Origin of the sequence: Pseudomonas sp. BIGb0558 (assembly GCF_024807515.1) — a bacterium.
In the GTDB taxonomy this organism is placed as follows: domain Bacteria; phylum Pseudomonadota; class Gammaproteobacteria; order Pseudomonadales; family Pseudomonadaceae; genus Aquipseudomonas; species Aquipseudomonas yamanorum_A.
Window position 1 is genome coordinate 28,959 of the sequence record NZ_JANUEW010000020.1, and the last position, 17,028, is coordinate 45,986.

Consider the following 17,028-nt stretch of genomic DNA (forward strand, 5'->3'; position numbering starts at 1 on the left):
ACTTGATCAGCTACGTCAGGGAACACCTATCACCGATTCAATCTCTGCTTTGCATTGCAACAGAGCCGCTTTCAGTTCGTCGAAGTTTTCTTCAAAACGCAGCATCGGAACCGCAAGCGCGAGCGCATATTGGTCGACAAATCCCGTGTGCAGGTGGATACCAATTCCGCAAACCCCGCGAGCGTGCTCCTCTCGATCCACGGCGTAACCGGCGCGTGAGATATTCACTAATTCTTTCCGGAGTGCCTTCACGTCTTTCAAGGTGTTCGCCGTGCGCGTGTCGAACGAATCAATTGTGGAAAACATCGTCTCCAAAACCTGTTCCTTGAGCACAGCCAGCAACGCCTTGCCGTGGGCGGTGCAATGGATTGGGAAGGCGGTGCCGATTGGAGAAACAACACGCAACTCTTGATTAGATACGTATTGATCTACCAAGACGGAATGGGTGCCCCGATAAATACAGAGATCGACGGTTTCTCCTGTTCTACGCCCCAACGCCTCGATGTATGGGCGAGAAATGCCAATGACATCTTTATGCGCTGAAGCCGCCAGTCGAACCAAAGCCGGCCCAAGACGCACGCCGTTTGTATCAGTGATTACCAACTGCTGAGCTTCGAGGGATCCCACCATGCGATGCACCGTCGTACGCGGCAGTCCGCAGGCTTCACTAAGTTGACTGAGGCTTGCACCAAATGGGAATTTTTCGAGTGCCGATAGCATAGCCGCCGCACGAGCGATCACCTGTTTACTGGAAGCTTCCTTGTCTTGGCTCATTTGGGATCTCTAGGCGTTACCAGAAAGCGAGAATCATACCCTATCAACCCAATCATCTTTCTCTCCTGGTGACAGTACTTAAGAGAGGACAGCGCTCCATTTTCTTAAATCCATCGCCTGCCCTGCTGTCTCCAATCACTTAAATCCGTCCCTATCCTCAACCTGTGTCACCCCCTCGCAATCAGCCATTAGGCGGACACGCCTTGACACCCGAGGGGAAAAAACCGAGCATCTGTTCCGCAGAACGGATTGTAATCCCATAGAACGGACAGTGTTTTCTCGGAGTGAGTATGCCCACATCACCATCCCCCCCTTCAGGCTTTGCGGCGTTTACGCTTCTCGCAGTCGCTTGTCTCACCATCATGGTGGGATGTGTCATCGTCCCAGGATTGCCACGCATCGCAGCGGAGTTAGGCATTGATCATGGCGTTGGGTTACTGGTTACCTTGCCGGCATTAGGAGTCGTGCTATTCGGGCCGCTTGCTGCCAGGCTGGTGCAACGTTACGGCTTGTATAACTCACTGCTTATTGGACTGGTGGTCTATGGCGCCCTAGGCATCGTTGGCGCAGTACTGCACGGCCCTTGGGCAGTCTTCGCTGATCGACTCTTGCTTGGAGCTGCGACTGCATTGGTGATGTCCAGCGGCACGGGAATGATCTCTGCGCTGTACGATGGCTCAGCCCGCCTGACGATGATTGCCAGACAAGGCATGGCCATCGAACTCGGTGGCGTGATTTTCCTGTTCATCGGTGGACTGCTGGCCACGATCGGATGGGCTTGGCCATTCACGCTGTATCTCGTTGCATGGGTGTTTGCTGGAATGTTGTTGTTATTCGTACCCCGCACGCAGTCGAGCGTTCAGCCGGTTAGCAACGCCATGACCCACACCGCGATACCAAAGGCCCTGAAGATTGTCTACGTTGCAGCAGTGCTATCAATGCTCAGCTTTTTTACCGGCATAATTGTGCTGCCGATCTCGCTGAATGAAATGGGGATGAATGAGGCAAAGACAGGCTATTTCCTCTCCTTTGTGTCGCTGATCGCAGTAGCCGCCGCGGCCATTATGCCTCGCGTCGTGAAGCGCGTTGGCGAGCATGCAACGCTCGCGATCTCCTTCATCTGTTACGCCATTGCCCACATGTTCTTTGCGGTAGGCGAAGGCGTCTCGACCTACCTGATCGGCGCTGTTGCATTGGGCTCAGGTTTTGGACTATCCGTGCCGCTGGTGAACCATATGACAATTGAGCAAAGTCACAACCAACTTCTAGGGCGCAACTTAGCCTACCTTTCCATGGCTATTTTCTTCGGGCAATTTGTCTCTGCGGGAATGGAGCTGATCCCTGGAAGACCCAGTGCAATATTTGCCTGCGCGGCGGGCTTGGCAGTCATTAGCGCAGTGGGTTTACGCACCAGCCATCAGCGACTCCGCACCTCCACTTCTTGAAGACGCGTAGCAACTAAGGATTCGAGGAAGGCTGACCCGACTGGCAACCTTCCTCGTATCATTTTCAGGACAAGCGTAAAGGCGACCGGCGGGCCTGCCTATCGATGATCGATCGCGATTTTCCCGAAATGCTTACCGCTCTCCATTTGACGCAGTGCATCACGCAAGTTTGAGAGCGAATACGTCGCATCGATTATCGGCCGGATTTTATTGACCTCCATTGCCGAAATCATCTCCTGCAAATCACTGCGCGAAGCCACCGTCAAACCTTGCAAGCGGATTTGTTTGCCCATCATGGCTGCTAAAGGCACATAACCTCCAATACCTGTAAGCACGCCGATCAACGCTATTCGCCCTCCCACTCGGCAGGCCTCAATGGATTGAGGGAGCGTACCTTGTCCCCCTATTTCAATGACATGGTCAACACCCTGTCCATCGGTTAACTCCCTGACGCGCTGCCCCCACTCAGGCACCTCGATGTAATTGACGAGATCATCTGCTCCAAGCGAACTGATTCGCTGCAGTTTCTCATTACTAGAGGACGTAGCGATGACCCGCGCGCCGAGCATTTTGCTGAACTGCAAAGCAAAAATCGACACGCCCCCGGTACCAAGAATCAAAACTGAATCACCAGGTTTAACATTATTCTCAACCACCAATGCCCTCCACGCGGTAAGGGCAGCGGTTGGCAGGGTTGAAGACTCGAGCACATTAAGATGGCAAGGAGCCCTGACAAACCAGCTCGCTGGCCGGATGATGTGTTCGCGAGCGTATCCATCCACACCATCCCCCGGAACAGTGGAGAACCCTGGAATGCCTTGCCGCCCGTCAATCCATTGCGGGAAGAAACAGGATATGACTTGGTCGCCTTCGCAAAACTCAGTTACTCCAGCGCCTACAGCTTCGACGGTTCCTGCGGCATCTGACAAAAGGATACGACCGGGTTCGGCAGGAAGGCGTCCTAAAATGACATTGTAATCATGCTGATTCAGCGAGCTCGCTTGTACCCTCACGGATATTTCACCGGGCCCCGGATCTCGTTGGGATAAGTCGTTTTCTGCCTGGATCGAAATATTTTCAATACCTGGCGTTGAGCCTAATCGTGCTACTAGCATCTGACCTTTCCTTGTTATGAAAATGGCGGATGTGCATTCCATTGACTCAGTGCAGCCATGGCAAATAATCATCAATGGATGATTTATAATGAGCGCTAGGGAGTTTGTCGTCAAACGGTGTTCAACGCCGGCTTCTCAGGGTGCAAGCTTGAAAGACAAGAGGCTGATCACGGTTAAGAAATGGAGGGGATTGGAGCGTTAATACATGGGAAGGCTGCACATGTCGACCATCGCTTGGTAGGAGGACGAATGTGCAGCAGGTTTCGCAGCTTGCTAGATATCGAGCACCAGCCGTTCGGACAGTGAGCTTGAACAACATATGGCCAGATGAGTGTTGAGCGCTTTCTCCGCACTGTTCTGGAAACTATCGCGGTGATCACCCATCCCTTCAATGATCCGCGTCAAGCAGGTGCCACAGACGCCTTGCTCGCAGGACAGTTGCACATCCACGCCCGCCGCTTCGAGCACATCCGCAATCTTCTCTCCAGGACTAACCTTGAATGTTGCACCGCTACGAGCGGCGACGACGGTGAAAGTTTTTTCTACGCCGTCAAACGGTAGCGCCTGAAAGTGCTCCTTGTGAACTCGACCCTGATCCCACCGGCACAGATCTGCCGCTCGGATCACCGCCTCCATGAATCCTTCTGGCCCGCACAGATAGAGATGCCCGCGATCGTAAGAATTGAGAAGACTCTCCAAGTCTATCCGGACGTCATCATCCGCGTGCATATGAACGCTTTGCGAGAACGGCCCCTCAAGAATTTCTTTGGCGAATGCGGCGCGCGCTCTAGAACGGACGAAATAATGCAAAACGAACGGACGGTCATGCACATGGAGGTGCCAGGCCATCGCTAGTAAAGGAGTGATCCCAATACCACCTGCAAGCAGAAGACTCGGTTCACCGTCTTTCAATAACGGAAACAGATTTCTCGGAGCACCAATCTGCAAGCGATCACCCTCCCTAATCGTACTGTGCATGCTCGCCGATCCACCCCTAGAGTTTGGATTCAGGAGAATGCCCAGTCGATAACCGGGGGTTTCCGGGTTATTGCATAAAGAATATTGGCGGATAACCCCACCCGGTGTCAGGACGTCGATATGAGCTCCCGGCTCGAAGGAAGGCAGCTTGCCACCTTCGATCGGAACAAGATCAAGCACCATTACGCCCACTGCACTATCTGTTCGCTTTAGCACGGTGACTTCATAGGGCAGGCGCTCGCTTTTCATGACGGCGCCCTCCCCACCTCAGTAGCAGCAAGCTCGCGTTCGCGAAGTTGCTTTAAGACTCGGCGCGCCCTCAGAGCTCCCGTATCGACACCCAAAAGAACTGGACGCAACGCATCGAAATCCTGCCCGTCCATCATTACCTGGACTCGCTCGATGATGGGCACATCCTCCATGACAAACGCGACCTTCACCGTGGAGTCGATAGCCTGATCGACTTCAGTATCAAGCAGTTTGAATGGACGGCTAACAGACCAAAAGTAATGCGTAGAGTTTTCTGTTTCGGGTGTCAGGAAGTGGTTGAAGTATGCCCAAACCCCCTGTTCTCGCCCAAGCCCTGCTGGCGACACTCCAACATCCAGCCGCATGATACCCGGTGGATCCCATCGCATATTCAACCAGTGATCGACGGGTTTGCCGTAGTTGTCGAATAACGCATCCCACACCGGAGGAGCAAGGTCATTTGGGCACCAGCGGTTGGAAAACACAGTGTCACCCTCTTGGATAACCTCGTGTTTACCATGCTTGATTGCGTCACTACCTAATCCACCCGCATGCAGATACTCGACATGAGAGAGATCCATCAGGTTGTCGGCGATCAATTGATAGTTTGCGTTGACTGGAATCAGCCCTGCCAATGTTCGCATCCCTTCATCACTGACAAACGAGAAATCAGGGATACGATTAGTGTCGGCCGCGGTGTGTTCACCCATCCAAATCCACAATGCGCCGTGTCGGATGGATACAGGGTACGTCAACAAGCGAGCCGCCCTGGGAATCAGTCCGTCACCATGAGGATTGTGTACGCAAGCCCCCGTCTTAACATCAAAATGAAGGCCATGATAAGGACACTGGATAACACCGTCCCCCACGATTCTCCCTTGATCCAAGGGCGCAAATCTATGAGGGCACCGGTTGCTAGATGCACTGGGAGTGCCATCACCCAACCTTGTCAAAAGGATGGGTTCACCGCAAATCTTGCGGGCCAGCGGGCCCGCATCCAGCTCGTGTTCTAGGGCCGCGACATACCACACGTTCTTCAAGAAGCTCATAGGGCCTCCTCGCTGCACTAGCGGAAAAGAGTATCGACAAGGTCAGCGCCGAGCCCAACCTTTTCGTAGTGCTCACGACACATTGCGATGTAGTCATGCACATCGAAATGCCCAATGGAGTTGCCTGCTTCATCAAGCCATATCAACGGCCCTTGAACGATAAAGAAAACACGCATTGGCTCCTCATGCTCAAAGGCAACCAATGTGTGTCCTTCTCCGGGAGTCTCATAGACGAAGTCACCGCGCGTGGCAGTCCAATCATGCTCGAGATAACCCCACTTGCCGGAGATCGTATAGGCGAAAACTTCATGAGGGTGGTAGTGGCGATTGACCAAGCCGGCTTCACGAGCGAGCAGGATGTCGCACCAACGATTTTGCTGTGGGGAAATCCATAACGGGCGGGATGCAACTGTTTCAGTAAAAGGCACGTAATACCGCTCATCCTCAGTGGCGGCATTGGGTATGTAGGCTTCGGGCAAGGCATCAGGCTTGAACGGGGACTCGATTGGGCGGATGTCGCGCCAGAACTCTGAGATTGCGTTGGCTACCATGGTTGTTGTCTCCAGTGCGTTGTTGTTATGTTCTGGTGACGACTGTAACCACTCACTGTCTAGGGCATTTGCCTCGCCGGGACGCGGTGCTTGACTCGCTGGGACATTGGGATAATCACAACAACAAGAAGGCGGTTGCTCAATGGCCTCTCAAATTCGTACCTATGCCGATACTCTGAGCGTTCCGCCTCTTCAAAGGGTGGACTACTGGAACGCTTATAACCGCACTGCACTCGTGGGATTGCGATCGTCCTCCTTATCCCACCAAGGACTGATGGCTCGCCAAGCGAATCACAGGGTTGGAGAGATAGGGTTAGCTGACATCTCGGGCAATGATCATTTTGTGGAGCGCGATGCGCTGCTGGTCGAGCAGAGCCCCAAAAACTCGGTTTTCGTCTGCCAGATCCAGCAAGGTTCTGGTTTCTTCGTACAGGATGGACGTCATTTGCTGCTAACGCAGGGTGACCTGGTTATATACGACACTCGCACACCGTTCCTCTTGGGCTTTCTCACTGAGATGCATGAAAGCTTGGTGGATGTACCAGAAGCCGCCTTTACTCGATGCACCGGTATAGCTGCGGATCAGCTCCCAATTAAGATCACCCCGGATAGCCAAGCCTCGAGAATGTCGGCCAGTCTTCTCGGGCGCACCGTCAGCGAATGTATGACTCAGGAGCACTCGGGTGAACAAGATCATCTCGCGGGTGTTATCTATGACACCTTGAGCATGCTGCTAAGGACTCAGCTTGATGACCAACGAACGAGTGCTACCAGTGAGCTATCCAAGTTATTGGCCAAGCGCTACATTCTCCAGCACCTGGTAAATCCTGAGTTATCGCCCGCCGAGGTTGCTCAGGCAATCCGCCTTTCGCTGCGCCAATTGAACCGACTTTTTCACCAGGAAGGTACAAGTCCGGCCCGCTATATCTGGGAACAGAGAGCGTTGCGCGCTTTCGAGGACTTGCACAATCCAATGAAGCGAGTTTTAACGGTTGGGGAGATTGGTTTCGCTTGTGGTTATTCCACCCAGGCCCATTTCAGTCGAGCGATGAAGGAACGGTTTGGTATGACTCCCTCCGAAATCCGCAACCAAACCGAGAAGGATTAAACGCTTTCGTTATCAATTAATCTTTTGAGCTGATGAGACTGGTGAGTCACAGTCTTTGGATGTGACGGGATCCCCCTTGACCAGACGTGCATAGACCAACGCACTGTTCTTGGGAGTTCGCTTTTGCGTATCGAAATCCACGTAGATCAGACCAAACCGGCTACCGTAGCCGCTCAACCATTCGAGATTGTCGTGGCTTGACCAGACATGGTAACCGCGTACATCCGCACCGGCTTTCATCGCCTCCACCATAGCGGCGACGTGATCCACAATATATCTGCATCTGTTTTCATCTCGGACTTCGCCGTTAACGAGCACGTCCTCTCCGGGAAAGCCCGCCCCATTTTCAGTGATAAAGACAGGAGGATTACCGTATTCGACGCGGATACGATCAAGCAATGCCTTGAACTGGTCAGGTCGAACTGCGCCGTTGAACGCGGCTAAGGCCCCTTCTGGCAACCACATTTTTGGCGCGTAACCCTCTGCACCAGTTTTATGGCTAATGAACAGCGGTGAGTAGTAGTTGACACCCAAGTAATCGAATTCAGCTGCACCTACCCTCTTTGCATCACCGGCTTGAACATCAATATCAAGGTGCATGGTATCGGCAAGCTTCAGAACATCAGCTGGATAGGTTCCTTTGTAAATGGCATCAAGAAACCAACGATTCAACACGCCATCAGCAGACTTGGCGTCCTGCTCGTCGGACGACGAGGCATTTTCTGCAGTCAAAATCGGGAACAAGGGCAAAGCGAGGCCCAACCGACCTTTGTAGCCATGGGAAGTAAAGCTTTCTTTGGCGGCAGCAGACGCCAAGAGGATGTGATTGAAGACCTTCAACGCCTCCCCTAAATGAGCAGCGCTCGGAACGATAGCTAAATCACCAGGTTGACCATTGAGTCGCTCTTCGGCCATGACCTGAGTGGCCCTCTCCACAGAAGGCTCGTTAACCAGGACGAACAGGTCTACCTGATCTGCAAAGTTGGCAAATACTACTTCAGCGTAGCGTTGGAACCAGGCAACAGACTTTCGGTTAGCCCAGCCACCATCGCGCGCTAGGCTCGCTGGCATGTCCCAATGGTAGAGAGTCAGCATCGGTTGGATACCGGCAGCTTTCAAATCATTAATGAATTGTCGGTAATGGTTAACAGCAAGAGGATTCACTGGGCCCAGACCGTCTGGCAGCAAACGCGTCCAAGAAATGGAAAAACGATAGCTCGTGAATCCGAGGCTCTTCATCAACGCGATGTCTTTCAGATATTGCCTGCGATCATAGAAATTTATCGCAGTTGCCCCTGAGACACCTGGCCCCGCTAGGCTGTGGTCGTCTAGGTAGACATCCCATACAGATGGGCCTCGGTTGTCCACTCGAGTCGCACCTTCAATTTGATAAGCAGCGGAAGCGGCTCCCCAGCGAAATGGTTCCGAGGCCTTGGTGGGCACGGTAGCTTGGGCACTGAGGGATATGGCTAACGATATGCAGGCAATGAGACCTGTTTTCATGACAGTTTCCTTTGATCGGGCGACGCGAAATATGTACAGCACAGCTCGTTGATGAACCGCGAACGATGACCGTGAGGGATTTAATCATCAGATGATGACTAAATACAGTTGATCGCCGTCTTGTGCTGCGTCGCCTGCCCAATGCTCTGCACCAGAAGGTCTCTGGTTGTGCCCCTTCGTACGGCTTAGCCTCAGATAAAAGGCGAATCCCCTATGCTGCCCGCTCAAAGTCACCATCGAAAGCCGTCCATTCAGTTATACTAATTAACTGATTTTTCCAAGGCGCCTCCAAATATGAGAACCTCTACAGTCAAATCCGGCGCTCATGCGGACAGCGACGCACTGGACGCCGAAGCCAATTCTACAGGCCTCGAGAACCTCATCGGTTATGCTCTGCGCAGAGCACAGATCAAGGTATTTCAGCATTTCGTAGAGCAATTGGCGGAATACGATCTACGCCCCGCGCAGTTTTCAGCCCTGTCCATCATAGCCCAGAACCCTGGCCCCACTCAGACTGAACTGGCGAAGGCGCTCGCAATCGAACCACCCCAAGTAGTTCAGATGGTTAACAAATTAGAGAAAGCTGGTTTAGCGTTACGGATCCGTAGCAAGGCAGACAAGCGATCCTACGGTCTGTATCTCAGTAAGGCGGGTGAGAAGCTTCTAGCGCGTTTACAAGAAGTCGCTGCTAGTAGTGACGAGGCGTCTACCGCCAGCTTGGACAATGCCGAGAGGGCTGAGTTGTTGAGATTACTGCAGAAGGTTTACCGGTAGTTGGCTGGTAGCAGACTGCCGGAAAGGACATCGCTCCTTGATAAAGATGAATAAGTCGCGAAGAAGAATTTCTCGAATCCTGCACGATTGAAAAAGGCCCTTTAAGGGCCCTTTTGTACTCAAAGCAAACTCACTTGGTCAGCCACGACTCCACGGTGTCAGAACCGTATTTCGCTTTCCATTCCTTCAGCGTCCGGTGGTTGCCGCCTTTGGTTTCTACGACTTCGCCGGTGTGCGGATTTTTGTAGACCTTAACCTGTCGTGGCTTACGGCTGCCGGCTTTGGACTCGGTGGCTGGAGCGCGACGGCCAGACTTCGGATCAAGCAGGTTAATCACGTTCGGCAGGCTGTAGCCGTACTCGGCAAGCAGAGCACGAAGCTTGGTTTCAAATTCGATTTCTTGCTTCAGGCCAGCATCACCCTTTAGAGCTTCGAGAGCCTGGAGTTGCTCTGCCAGGTGTTTTTCGAGCTGACGGAATTCTGCGAGTTTGGACATGGTCGTTCTCTAGGTAGTTAGTCGCCTAACAATACACCAAATACTAATTTGAATTTAGGGCCAGGGAGCTCTGGGTATGCGAGTCGAGGGTTCGCTGCCCTGATTTATTCGTCCTCCGCCAAGAGCGGCGTATTCAGGTCAACATCAGCCTGACCGACTAACGAAATGATGCGGGTGACCAGACGCGTATCTACCGGTTGAATGCGCTCCGGGTACACATACATGTCAGCCGCCAACAGTTCGAGAGTTTTGGATGCGGAGGGATGAGCCTTCATCGCTTCAGCAAGCGCCGGCGAGACGTTGCTTTGAACGCGGTTCGCAGAGGTGATGATAGGGATAAGAGGTTCGTTCATGTTCCAACCTTATCTACTGTTCGACGTCGCAGCAACAGCAGGAATTTCCACCTGCTTGATGACGACGCGTTGCTCCGATTCAAAACAGGAGCTTTTTGAAGAGAAAATTATGGCTCAGCAATAATTATGGCTGAGCCATAATTTGGAATAATCCAGTTTTTCCACTTCCTCACCATTGGTGAAACTCGAATCATCTGCAGCACACCGTCCAAATTGACCGGCCTACGTCGTAAGCGGCGCAGGCAGCAGCGCTATCGGTTGGCCAGTTCACTTTGACGGTGCCGCGCGGGTGCAGAATCTCAACGCTGATATTCGAAGATACGTGCGCCGTTGTATGTATAGGCAACGGGACGAATGCCGGTTGAAGCGCCGTACTTTTCTGCGCTTGCACCCGAATCCATTTGTGGACGAGGTTTGCGTTGAGGCTGTGGCTGAGGGCCACGCTGGCGATTGATGCGCCGTGTTGGACACACTCTTCAATGACCTGGGCTTTGAAGGATTTGGAATACGAACGGCGTGTTGGCTGCATGAAATACCCACTTAAAAGGCTAGAACTGGTGCCCACCTAAATTTAAGTGCACACCATGTCCTGGCTTGTCGGGCTTGGGTAGATGACTTGGCCGGACGCATACGGCCAGGGCGCCGCAGGGATCTACCGATAGGGAATTCCTACTGCATGGCTTTGTGCGAGCTGACCATGCTGCGCCTGATCAGGCTTAAGAGCGCCGATGAAATGCAAAAGCTGTAAATCCATTTTTTTTACTGTAAACCGACCTAGTTAACAGTGCAAAAAAGTGGTTTACAGCCCAAAGCTTTTTACTGTTCGGGAGGTTGGCCGGGGTCTACGCGCCTGCCGCCCACTGCCGCATCCGCTCTCGACTGGTTCAATACATTGGGGGGCGAAGCTGCACGGTTCAACGCCTGATAGATCGAATTCTTTCATCATGGCCGCGAACTCCTTATCACTCAGAGCCAGGGCTATGCGGTCTTGCGTCATGGTAACTCCTCAGCAGCCAGGGTAAGTCGTGCCTGGTTGTCTCACTGCCCCGCTCACCAGCCTACGTCTGCCCCGAAGAGCGCATCACGCATCACCGGCGGCGCTGCATGCTCAAAGACCAGCCGGCGTAAGAGATACTGGTTCAAGTGTGAACGAAGTCGAGAGCGCAGTTCGACGCACAGTTCCGACTGCCCAAAGTCAACGTTAGGCCAGCGCACCAACAACGCCTTCCGCAAAATCGGCAGCACCTGATGCCCAGCAGTGTTGGGATATAGGCGAGTCAAATCGTCCAGCCCAGAACTGCGCTTGTAGCCCGCCAACGCCAGGCTCAGAATCTCGCCCAGAGCATCCCCGTAGACCTGCGAGGCCATCTCCCACATCCGCTTCTCGACATCACTGTTCAAATCAAAACCCCACAACTACTTCGTCACCGCACCATGCGGTCTTCAACCGCAGCCTGACGATTACTCCCGCCCAAGGACGATCAATCATGCACGTGGAACTCGATCTCAATCAAAACGACCTAGAAGCCCTTCTACGACACTGTGAAGCGTTCAGGCCTGATAGCGGCGACCCTCGGGAGGATCAGCGCTTGGCAGACGCACTAGAGGCTCTGGAAGAAGCTCTGCGGGAGGCTAACGCATCACGATGAGGCTCGGGGCTGGCACAGCAGAACAATTTATCAATAACCAGGGCTAACGTTGCCAACCCCTCTTCTCAGCCAACATAGCCGCCGTTGGATGAGACGGGTGCAATTCCAGGCGGAGCGATTCACTCAAAAAAAATATGGAAATCGCGGTCGTTTGTTTTCAAAGCGTAAGCAGGGCCTACGGCCCTAAAAACCGATCTCCCTGAACACCCCGCCTCGCCATGCGGCAAGGCAACCTACAGGCGAAAAAGCGAGAAGCAAAAGCCGGCAAGACACGCCATCACATAGCGCGTTGATCGTGCATCAGCGGTGGTGCAAACACCGTTAAAATTCTTTTGCTCTCAAATATAAGAGCTCCGTCTCGTTTAAAAATTTTCAAGAGGGAGGGGTCAACAAGTTGTCGCAAAACTGAATCTTTTGTCGCCTCAAGGACAGTTTGTCTGACGCTGTCCAAAGCTTCTCCCCGAAACCGCCTTGTGCGCCACACCGTCAGGGAGAGATGAGACTTGGCCACCCGCAGCTTCAGTACCCCAGATCGATTGAAAAATAATCGTCTCGCACGACGCCAGGAGCATGCCCATCCCGCACCAGCCGATGCTGAAGACAACGCTTTAGATGCAATCGAGCCTCCCAGCGAAGCTCGATATGATCGCCATGGTGTACATGCCAGATGTGCCTAGGGCTCTGCTCCAACATCGTACCAAGATACTTGAAGCCAAGGCTGCTCAACGCGACGTGGTCTACTCGTGTTGGGTCGTCATAACCAGGCCTGCGCCTAAAGGACGAAAGCGCCTCTCGAAGCATCTGAGGAACCTCCTCGGGAAAATGCGAACAGGAGAGACGCCACACTTGTGCTTCCACATCGGAGTTCAAAAATAGTACCAGCCATCATGAGCAAGCTCGGCCAGGGTATCGGTTACCTTGGCCAGAGACCTCGGATTATTCTGCGATCAGCCCCTGCTTCCTCCACCGTCTGCGGACGAAGGTTTCGAACACATAATCGCCCTGCAGCGGCAAATTATCGGCATGGTCGCACACGATAATCTGCGGCATTACCCCAGTGTTTTTAAAGGTGATATCGCAGAATCTTGCGAGGTTGCTGAACATCTTCGAAACTGCGCTCACGTCCTCGTCGACCGTTCTGGTGGTCTTCCGGTCACCGCGCAACTCATCTGCAACGAATGAGTCAGCATCATCGGTCGAAGGGAAGTAAACCTGCGTCGGTTGGTCGAGAAATAGGATCGGTGGCACCTTGCATGTTGGATGTGCGGCGAACTGGTAATGCAGAGCCATGAAAAGGGTCAGGTGGGAATACAGCCAGTTGGCACCACTCCCCATAGACCGCAGAAACACCTTTTTGACCCGCCCACCTTCGATAGGTTTTTCATGCCAGAGGTCGAAGGTCTCTACGTCAAATTTCAAAGAGCCGGATTTATACGAGTCCTCGAAATCAAAGTTTTTACCCAGAGCCCTCATGGTTTTGTTGATGTCGTTCTGCAGGGCCCAGAGTTTAGACTCAACGTCATACTGGGCCATCAGCTCATCAAATCTTTCGACCTCGTTCTGCCAAAATTCCACCATTCCTTCTACTTCTGAGGGAGGATTGGCGATACGCCGCTCGATTGCCAACTCAAGCTTGAGCTTTGCCTTCTGGGCTGCAGCATCGACAGACTTGGATTTCTCCAATCGATCCGCTTCATCATCAAGAGGTTTCAGAGCGGCTTCAATCGCTGCCAGCTCTTTACGATATTGTTTGAGGTCATTATCAATCTTGCGGCGCTCTTCACCGAAGCCTTCTCGCGCGTAACTCGATACCTTGAGCTCCCCATTCAACCAGTGAATGGCTGCCGACAATTTGTTGGCTTCGTCCTCAGCGACATCAGATTGGGATGCGCAAACAGGGCACGCTGCATGTTCCAGATTAGTCGCCGAAGGAATGGGCAGTGCGGTTAGAGATTCGGCGAAGCCTGATGCTTGTTCAGTCGAAACCTTCAGCAGGTAGCGGGTATTGAGCGCCTTCTGGATCGTGGACATCAGCCCGGCTTTTTGGTCACGTAATTCATCCCGTCTCGCCTCAAAAGCGTTGGACAGACCATCGACCCTGACCGAAATACCGGTGATGCGCTCAAGGGCCGGCTTGGGCTTCGCCCAGATTTGCCCAGGAGTAAGCTCTGTCAGTGGCTGACCAGCCAGTGCCTCATACTCCTTCAGCAAGGTTTTGAATTCGTCGAGATACTCCTCCTTGATTTTTTCCTGCTTGGGTATCTGCGCTATGGCGCGCTTGAGCTCATACAGAGCCTCGGTACGCAGCTTCGCCAGATCGAAGTAGTCTTCCCCAACGATGTTCATGAAGATTTTGAACTGATCTATGGCTTGATCACGTTTACGCTTTTCTTCGAACCGGTAGAAGATCGCATGCCGATTCGCTACCAGATTTTGATGCTGCAACATGAACGATGCGAAGCTGCGCACTGAGGGCGTAGCGCTCCACTTTCCGGTCATTTCTTTGTGCAGAGGATCGGTGTCGATGTTTTGCAACGTGACGCCGAAATAGCGCCCAAGGCTCTTGAGAAAGGCATCCTTGTGTTGGAAGAAATTCTGAGTGAAGAAGGTGTCGACGTCCTCGATGAGCTCAAGCGCGTCGTCCACGGCTGGCCCGGAAAGCTCACGCAGGAAGCAGCTATTGCCTGCTGCCATTCGTCCCGTCACGACTGAGACACCTGGAAAGCGTAGGACTGTGAAAAAATACTTTGCACGATCCGTGATGATGCCTTCAGGAATCGTGTCCTCGGAGCTGCCAAGGCAATAATCAAATATGTCGAGGATCGCACTCTTACCCTTCGACGATCTGCCCGTCACGATGTTGAGACCAGGCTTGAAGGGAACGTGATGGACACCGTGTTCTTTGTCCACCACCCCGATGTACTCTACATAACACTTCATAGCGATTTAAGTCCCAACATCCTGTAAATGGAAACGACGTTCTCACCGGACAGCACCATGGCCAGCTTCTGGCTGTACCGCACCAGCGACTTGTCAGCATTGATTGATTGCGGTTTCTGAAGTGATTGAACCGACAACTCGGCAGTGACTTCCAGGCTTTTCTCAGCGGCGAGGATGAGCAATGCGGCGTTCGTAATCGGCTTGAACTCCTCTACTCGCATCGCGAGCCCGACGAGCCTGGAAGGATCTGCGGCCATGGTTCGGACATTGCTATCCCTGCGAGCCCACTTCAGAAACCCATGCATCGGCTTGTAGGTGACCAGCGGAAGAATGAGATAACTGAGCAGAATATCCTTCTCGATCGGCTCCCAGTGCTCGTAGAAGCTCTGGATGACTGGAGCCAGTGCAAAGGGGGTTCGGTGCAGGGTGTACAGGTGGTCAGAGACTTGAGTGGTCATTTCCAAAGCCTCCAATGGAACTCATCATCTTCATCCTCTGGCTCCTCGCTGGCGAGGATGTGATAGATGCCATTGCGAAACTCGGGCATCGTGTTTTCCAAGCCACAGAAAGGCTCAACAGCCAGAGCGTTACGCTCCAGATAGAACATCATCGAGCGGGTACCCAGCGCGGCTGGACACGTCACTCCCGCACAGCCGAGCATCGCAAGCGCACGTCCGTATCGATGCTGTGTGAGATGATTGCCGAGGTAGAGATCCACCATCGACTTGAAGAGCACGCCATCAGTGTAAAGATCCGAGATCGTGGTCTGCGCAACGACCCGATGCAAGGCGGCTTCCTTCAGATGGGTCTCACCACCGATCTCCACAATCTTCTGAGCAAACAGCATGGGGCGAATTTCTTCGGCGTTGATGGTTTTCTTCAGCGCCTTTACGTCCACTGCCGGGAATGTTCGCGGATGCTTCATGTATCGATGGGTGAGTTCTGACAATTTGTCAGTAAAGGCTTTGTGGGTTATTACCCACCTGCCGATCACAAGCTGCGGACTGCTTATGAAACCCAGCAGCTCTTCGATGAATTGCTTGCACTTGGAAGGCCGAATGGGCTTGAGATGCCGGGTCTCGTAGTTCTGGAGACGTTGCTCCAACGAGTCGGCACCAGTCGTGATGTGCATACGCTCCAGCACTTCCATCAGTGCGTCCCGGCGCTCGGGCGCCATCACATATTGCTGAAGCGATTTGGACTTCGAGGCCTTTGCAGCACTCGCTTCGGCGTCAGGCTCGTCTTTTGAGTTCGTGTTGGCATCGGCTTGGGACGGCGCAACGATGCTCTCCATGATGGCGAACCGCTCTGCGGGAGTGGCGGTGTTCCAGCCCTTTAGGAGTGTCAGCGCTCCGAATTTCTGAGTCGTCAGCAACACCAAGGTTTTGAAAGAGGTGCGCTCAAAATTTTCATGGAGCCAGTTTTTTATAGTGTTCCAGAAATTGGCATGACTGTCAGTGAGGCTATCGGTGTAGAGCTTTACCTCAGCCTGAGTTTTCCCGGGAACAGTGACATCCCCCATGGCTTCCAGCCACATACATTCACCTGGTGCCAGGTCGTAGCAGTACTCCACTGCCACCAGCAATTGATACTGGAGCGCCTTGAAGAGCAATGTCGCATCGAACGGCAAGGGCGCGGCGCCGGGCAGCGTCGCATTCTCTGGTTGCGTCGTATCCATAGACATTCCAATGTTTGGCCATGCTTCCCTGACCAGCGACTCACCTAGCACATCGAGCACACGCTTCAATTCTGAATACGCGTCAGCAAATCAATGCCAAGCCTCAGCCGAAGGCATCGGTGAAGGGAACACTACCGTTATTCAAATACTGTATATAAATACAGCTCAAACTCAATGTTTGAGTATATGCTACCAACATTTTCATCTGGTGATTTCGAAAAGCCATCACGATTTCCATCGCACCTCAGAAACATCGGGTTTGCTTCATAGAGGGCTGCAGGCATGGTTGATAATGATCGCCTAGACGATCGTGCTTCCAGGACTGGGGCGACGATGCCGCCAAGCTGATTAGGACGTCATTGAGCA

At 53.0% G+C, this 17,028-nt stretch carries 16 protein-coding genes and 1 pseudogene; 3 read left to right on the forward strand and 14 right to left on the reverse strand.

Annotated elements, in window-relative coordinates; genetic code table 11:
- Window positions 1-15: 15 nt before the first annotated feature.
- Complete coding sequence (locus tag M2400_RS21635; RefSeq protein WP_259197954.1) at window positions 16-774, reverse strand: IclR family transcriptional regulator; 759 nt, start codon at window positions 772-774, stop codon at window positions 16-18.
- Between the two features lie 290 nt (window positions 775-1,064).
- On the opposite strand from M2400_RS21635, the gene M2400_RS21640 reads away from it, so the two are divergent.
- On the forward strand, window positions 1,065-2,219 hold the full coding sequence (locus tag M2400_RS21640) for an MFS transporter (protein ID WP_259197956.1): 1,155 nt from the start codon (window positions 1,065-1,067) through the stop codon (window positions 2,217-2,219).
- A 98-nt stretch (window positions 2,220-2,317) separates the two neighbouring features.
- Here the strand turns inward: M2400_RS21640 and M2400_RS21645 are convergent, their stop codons facing one another.
- The 5 genes and pseudogenes from M2400_RS21645 to M2400_RS21660 form a co-directional block, all read right to left on the reverse strand.
- A complete protein-coding gene (locus M2400_RS21645) occupies window positions 2,318-3,334 on the reverse strand; it encodes an NAD(P)-dependent alcohol dehydrogenase (RefSeq protein WP_259197958.1) in 1,017 nt (338 codons plus the stop codon).
- Window positions 3,335-3,607: 273 nt separating this feature from the next.
- Window positions 3,608-4,561 carry a PDR/VanB family oxidoreductase gene (locus tag M2400_RS21650; protein WP_259197960.1) on the reverse strand — a complete coding sequence of 318 codons (954 nt, stop codon included), beginning with the start codon at window positions 4,559-4,561 and terminating at the stop codon, window positions 3,608-3,610.
- Window positions 4,558-5,271, reverse strand: coding sequence for a hypothetical protein (locus tag M2400_RS21655; protein ID WP_259197962.1), 714 nt, complete (start codon window positions 5,269-5,271; stop codon window positions 4,558-4,560). The genes M2400_RS21650 and M2400_RS21655 overlap by 4 nt, the downstream gene beginning before the upstream one ends.
- Window positions 5,272-5,286: 15 nt before the next feature.
- Window positions 5,287-5,610, reverse strand: a pseudogene (locus M2400_RS33635) (Rieske 2Fe-2S domain-containing protein); the annotation flags it as partial.
- Between the two features lie 17 nt (window positions 5,611-5,627).
- Entirely contained in the window at window positions 5,628-6,161 is a 534-nt protein-coding gene (locus tag M2400_RS21660; RefSeq protein ID WP_259197963.1) for a 2,4'-dihydroxyacetophenone dioxygenase family protein, read from the reverse strand.
- Between the two features lie 142 nt (window positions 6,162-6,303).
- Here M2400_RS21660 and M2400_RS21665 point away from each other — a divergent pair, with 142 nt between their 5' ends.
- On the forward strand, window positions 6,304-7,269 hold the full coding sequence (locus M2400_RS21665; protein ID WP_259197965.1) for a helix-turn-helix domain-containing protein: 966 nt from the start codon (window positions 6,304-6,306) through the stop codon (window positions 7,267-7,269).
- 12 nt (window positions 7,270-7,281) lie between these two features.
- On the opposite strand, the gene M2400_RS21670 is transcribed toward M2400_RS21665, so the two are convergent.
- Window positions 7,282-8,772 carry a glycoside hydrolase family 1 protein gene (locus M2400_RS21670; protein ID WP_259197967.1) on the reverse strand — a complete coding sequence of 497 codons (1,491 nt, stop codon included), beginning with the start codon at window positions 8,770-8,772 and terminating at the stop codon, window positions 7,282-7,284.
- A 294-nt stretch (window positions 8,773-9,066) separates the two neighbouring features.
- On the opposite strand from M2400_RS21670, the gene M2400_RS21675 reads away from it, so the two are divergent.
- Window positions 9,067-9,546 (forward strand): MarR family winged helix-turn-helix transcriptional regulator, encoded by a 480-nt coding sequence (locus M2400_RS21675; RefSeq protein ID WP_259197969.1) that lies wholly within the window; start codon window positions 9,067-9,069, stop codon window positions 9,544-9,546.
- 130 nt (window positions 9,547-9,676) lie between these two features.
- Here the strand turns inward: M2400_RS21675 and M2400_RS21680 are convergent, their stop codons facing one another.
- The 7 genes from M2400_RS21680 to M2400_RS21710 form a co-directional block, all read right to left on the reverse strand.
- Window positions 9,677-10,042 (reverse strand): histone-like nucleoid-structuring protein, MvaT/MvaU family, encoded by a 366-nt coding sequence (locus M2400_RS21680; protein WP_259197971.1) that lies wholly within the window; start codon window positions 10,040-10,042, stop codon window positions 9,677-9,679.
- A gap of 104 nt (window positions 10,043-10,146) precedes the next feature.
- Complete coding sequence (locus M2400_RS21685; RefSeq protein ID WP_259197975.1) at window positions 10,147-10,395, reverse strand: type II toxin-antitoxin system PrlF family antitoxin; 249 nt, start codon at window positions 10,393-10,395, stop codon at window positions 10,147-10,149.
- A 190-nt stretch (window positions 10,396-10,585) separates the two neighbouring features.
- Window positions 10,586-10,924 (reverse strand): IS66-like element accessory protein TnpA, encoded by a 339-nt coding sequence (gene tnpA / locus M2400_RS21690; RefSeq protein WP_259197977.1) that lies wholly within the window; start codon window positions 10,922-10,924, stop codon window positions 10,586-10,588.
- Between the two features lie 521 nt (window positions 10,925-11,445).
- Window positions 11,446-11,796 carry a hypothetical protein gene (locus M2400_RS21695; RefSeq protein WP_259197978.1) on the reverse strand — a complete coding sequence of 117 codons (351 nt, stop codon included), beginning with the start codon at window positions 11,794-11,796 and terminating at the stop codon, window positions 11,446-11,448.
- A gap of 1,184 nt (window positions 11,797-12,980) precedes the next feature.
- Window positions 12,981-14,984, reverse strand: coding sequence for a DUF3732 domain-containing protein (locus M2400_RS21700; RefSeq protein WP_016771179.1), 2,004 nt, complete (start codon window positions 14,982-14,984; stop codon window positions 12,981-12,983).
- The gene (locus M2400_RS21705) at window positions 14,981-15,442 is read right to left on the reverse strand and encodes a three component ABC system middle component (RefSeq protein ID WP_016771180.1); all 462 of its coding nucleotides are present in this window, start codon (window positions 15,440-15,442) and stop codon (window positions 14,981-14,983) included. The genes M2400_RS21700 and M2400_RS21705 overlap by 4 nt, the downstream gene beginning before the upstream one ends.
- Window positions 15,439-16,662 (reverse strand): hypothetical protein, encoded by a 1,224-nt coding sequence (locus tag M2400_RS21710; protein ID WP_016771181.1) that lies wholly within the window; start codon window positions 16,660-16,662, stop codon window positions 15,439-15,441. Before M2400_RS21710 ends, M2400_RS21705 begins: the two co-directional genes overlap by 4 nt.
- Window positions 16,663-17,028: the final 366 nt, after the last annotated feature.

Excerpts from the sequence above, each read along its gene's own strand:
- M2400_RS21635 (WP_259197954.1), bottom strand. The coding sequence starts at position 774 with ATGAGCCAAGACAAGGAAGCTTCCAGTAAACAGGTGATCGCTCGTGCG.
- M2400_RS21660 (WP_259197963.1), bottom strand. The coding sequence starts at position 6,161 with ATGGTAGCCAACGCAATCTCAGAGTTCTGGCGCGACATCCGCCCAATC.
- M2400_RS21700 (WP_016771179.1), bottom strand. The coding sequence starts at position 14,984 with ATGAAGTGTTATGTAGAGTACATCGGGGTGGTGGACAAAGAACACGGT.
- M2400_RS21655 (WP_259197962.1), bottom strand. The coding sequence starts at position 5,271 with ATGGGTGAACACACCGCGGCCGACACTAATCGTATCCCTGATTTCTCG.
- M2400_RS21675 (WP_259197969.1), top strand. The coding sequence starts at position 9,067 with ATGAGAACCTCTACAGTCAAATCCGGCGCTCATGCGGACAGCGACGCA.
- M2400_RS21680 (WP_259197971.1), bottom strand. The coding sequence starts at position 10,042 with ATGTCCAAACTCGCAGAATTCCGTCAGCTCGAAAAACACCTGGCAGAG.
- M2400_RS21670 (WP_259197967.1), bottom strand. The coding sequence starts at position 8,772 with ATGAAAACAGGTCTCATTGCCTGCATATCGTTAGCCATATCCCTCAGT.
- M2400_RS21665 (WP_259197965.1), top strand. The coding sequence starts at position 6,304 with ATGGCCTCTCAAATTCGTACCTATGCCGATACTCTGAGCGTTCCGCCT.
- M2400_RS21685 (WP_259197975.1), bottom strand. The coding sequence starts at position 10,395 with ATGAACGAACCTCTTATCCCTATCATCACCTCTGCGAACCGCGTTCAA.
- tnpA (WP_259197977.1), bottom strand. The coding sequence starts at position 10,924 with ATGCAGCCAACACGCCGTTCGTATTCCAAATCCTTCAAAGCCCAGGTC.
- M2400_RS21650 (WP_259197960.1), bottom strand. The coding sequence starts at position 4,561 with ATGAAAAGCGAGCGCCTGCCCTATGAAGTCACCGTGCTAAAGCGAACA.
- M2400_RS21705 (WP_016771180.1), bottom strand. The coding sequence starts at position 15,442 with ATGACCACTCAAGTCTCTGACCACCTGTACACCCTGCACCGAACCCCC.
- M2400_RS21645 (WP_259197958.1), bottom strand. The coding sequence starts at position 3,334 with ATGCTAGTAGCACGATTAGGCTCAACGCCAGGTATTGAAAATATTTCG.
- M2400_RS21640 (WP_259197956.1), top strand. The coding sequence starts at position 1,065 with ATGCCCACATCACCATCCCCCCCTTCAGGCTTTGCGGCGTTTACGCTT.
- M2400_RS21710 (WP_016771181.1), bottom strand. The coding sequence starts at position 16,662 with ATGGATACGACGCAACCAGAGAATGCGACGCTGCCCGGCGCCGCGCCC.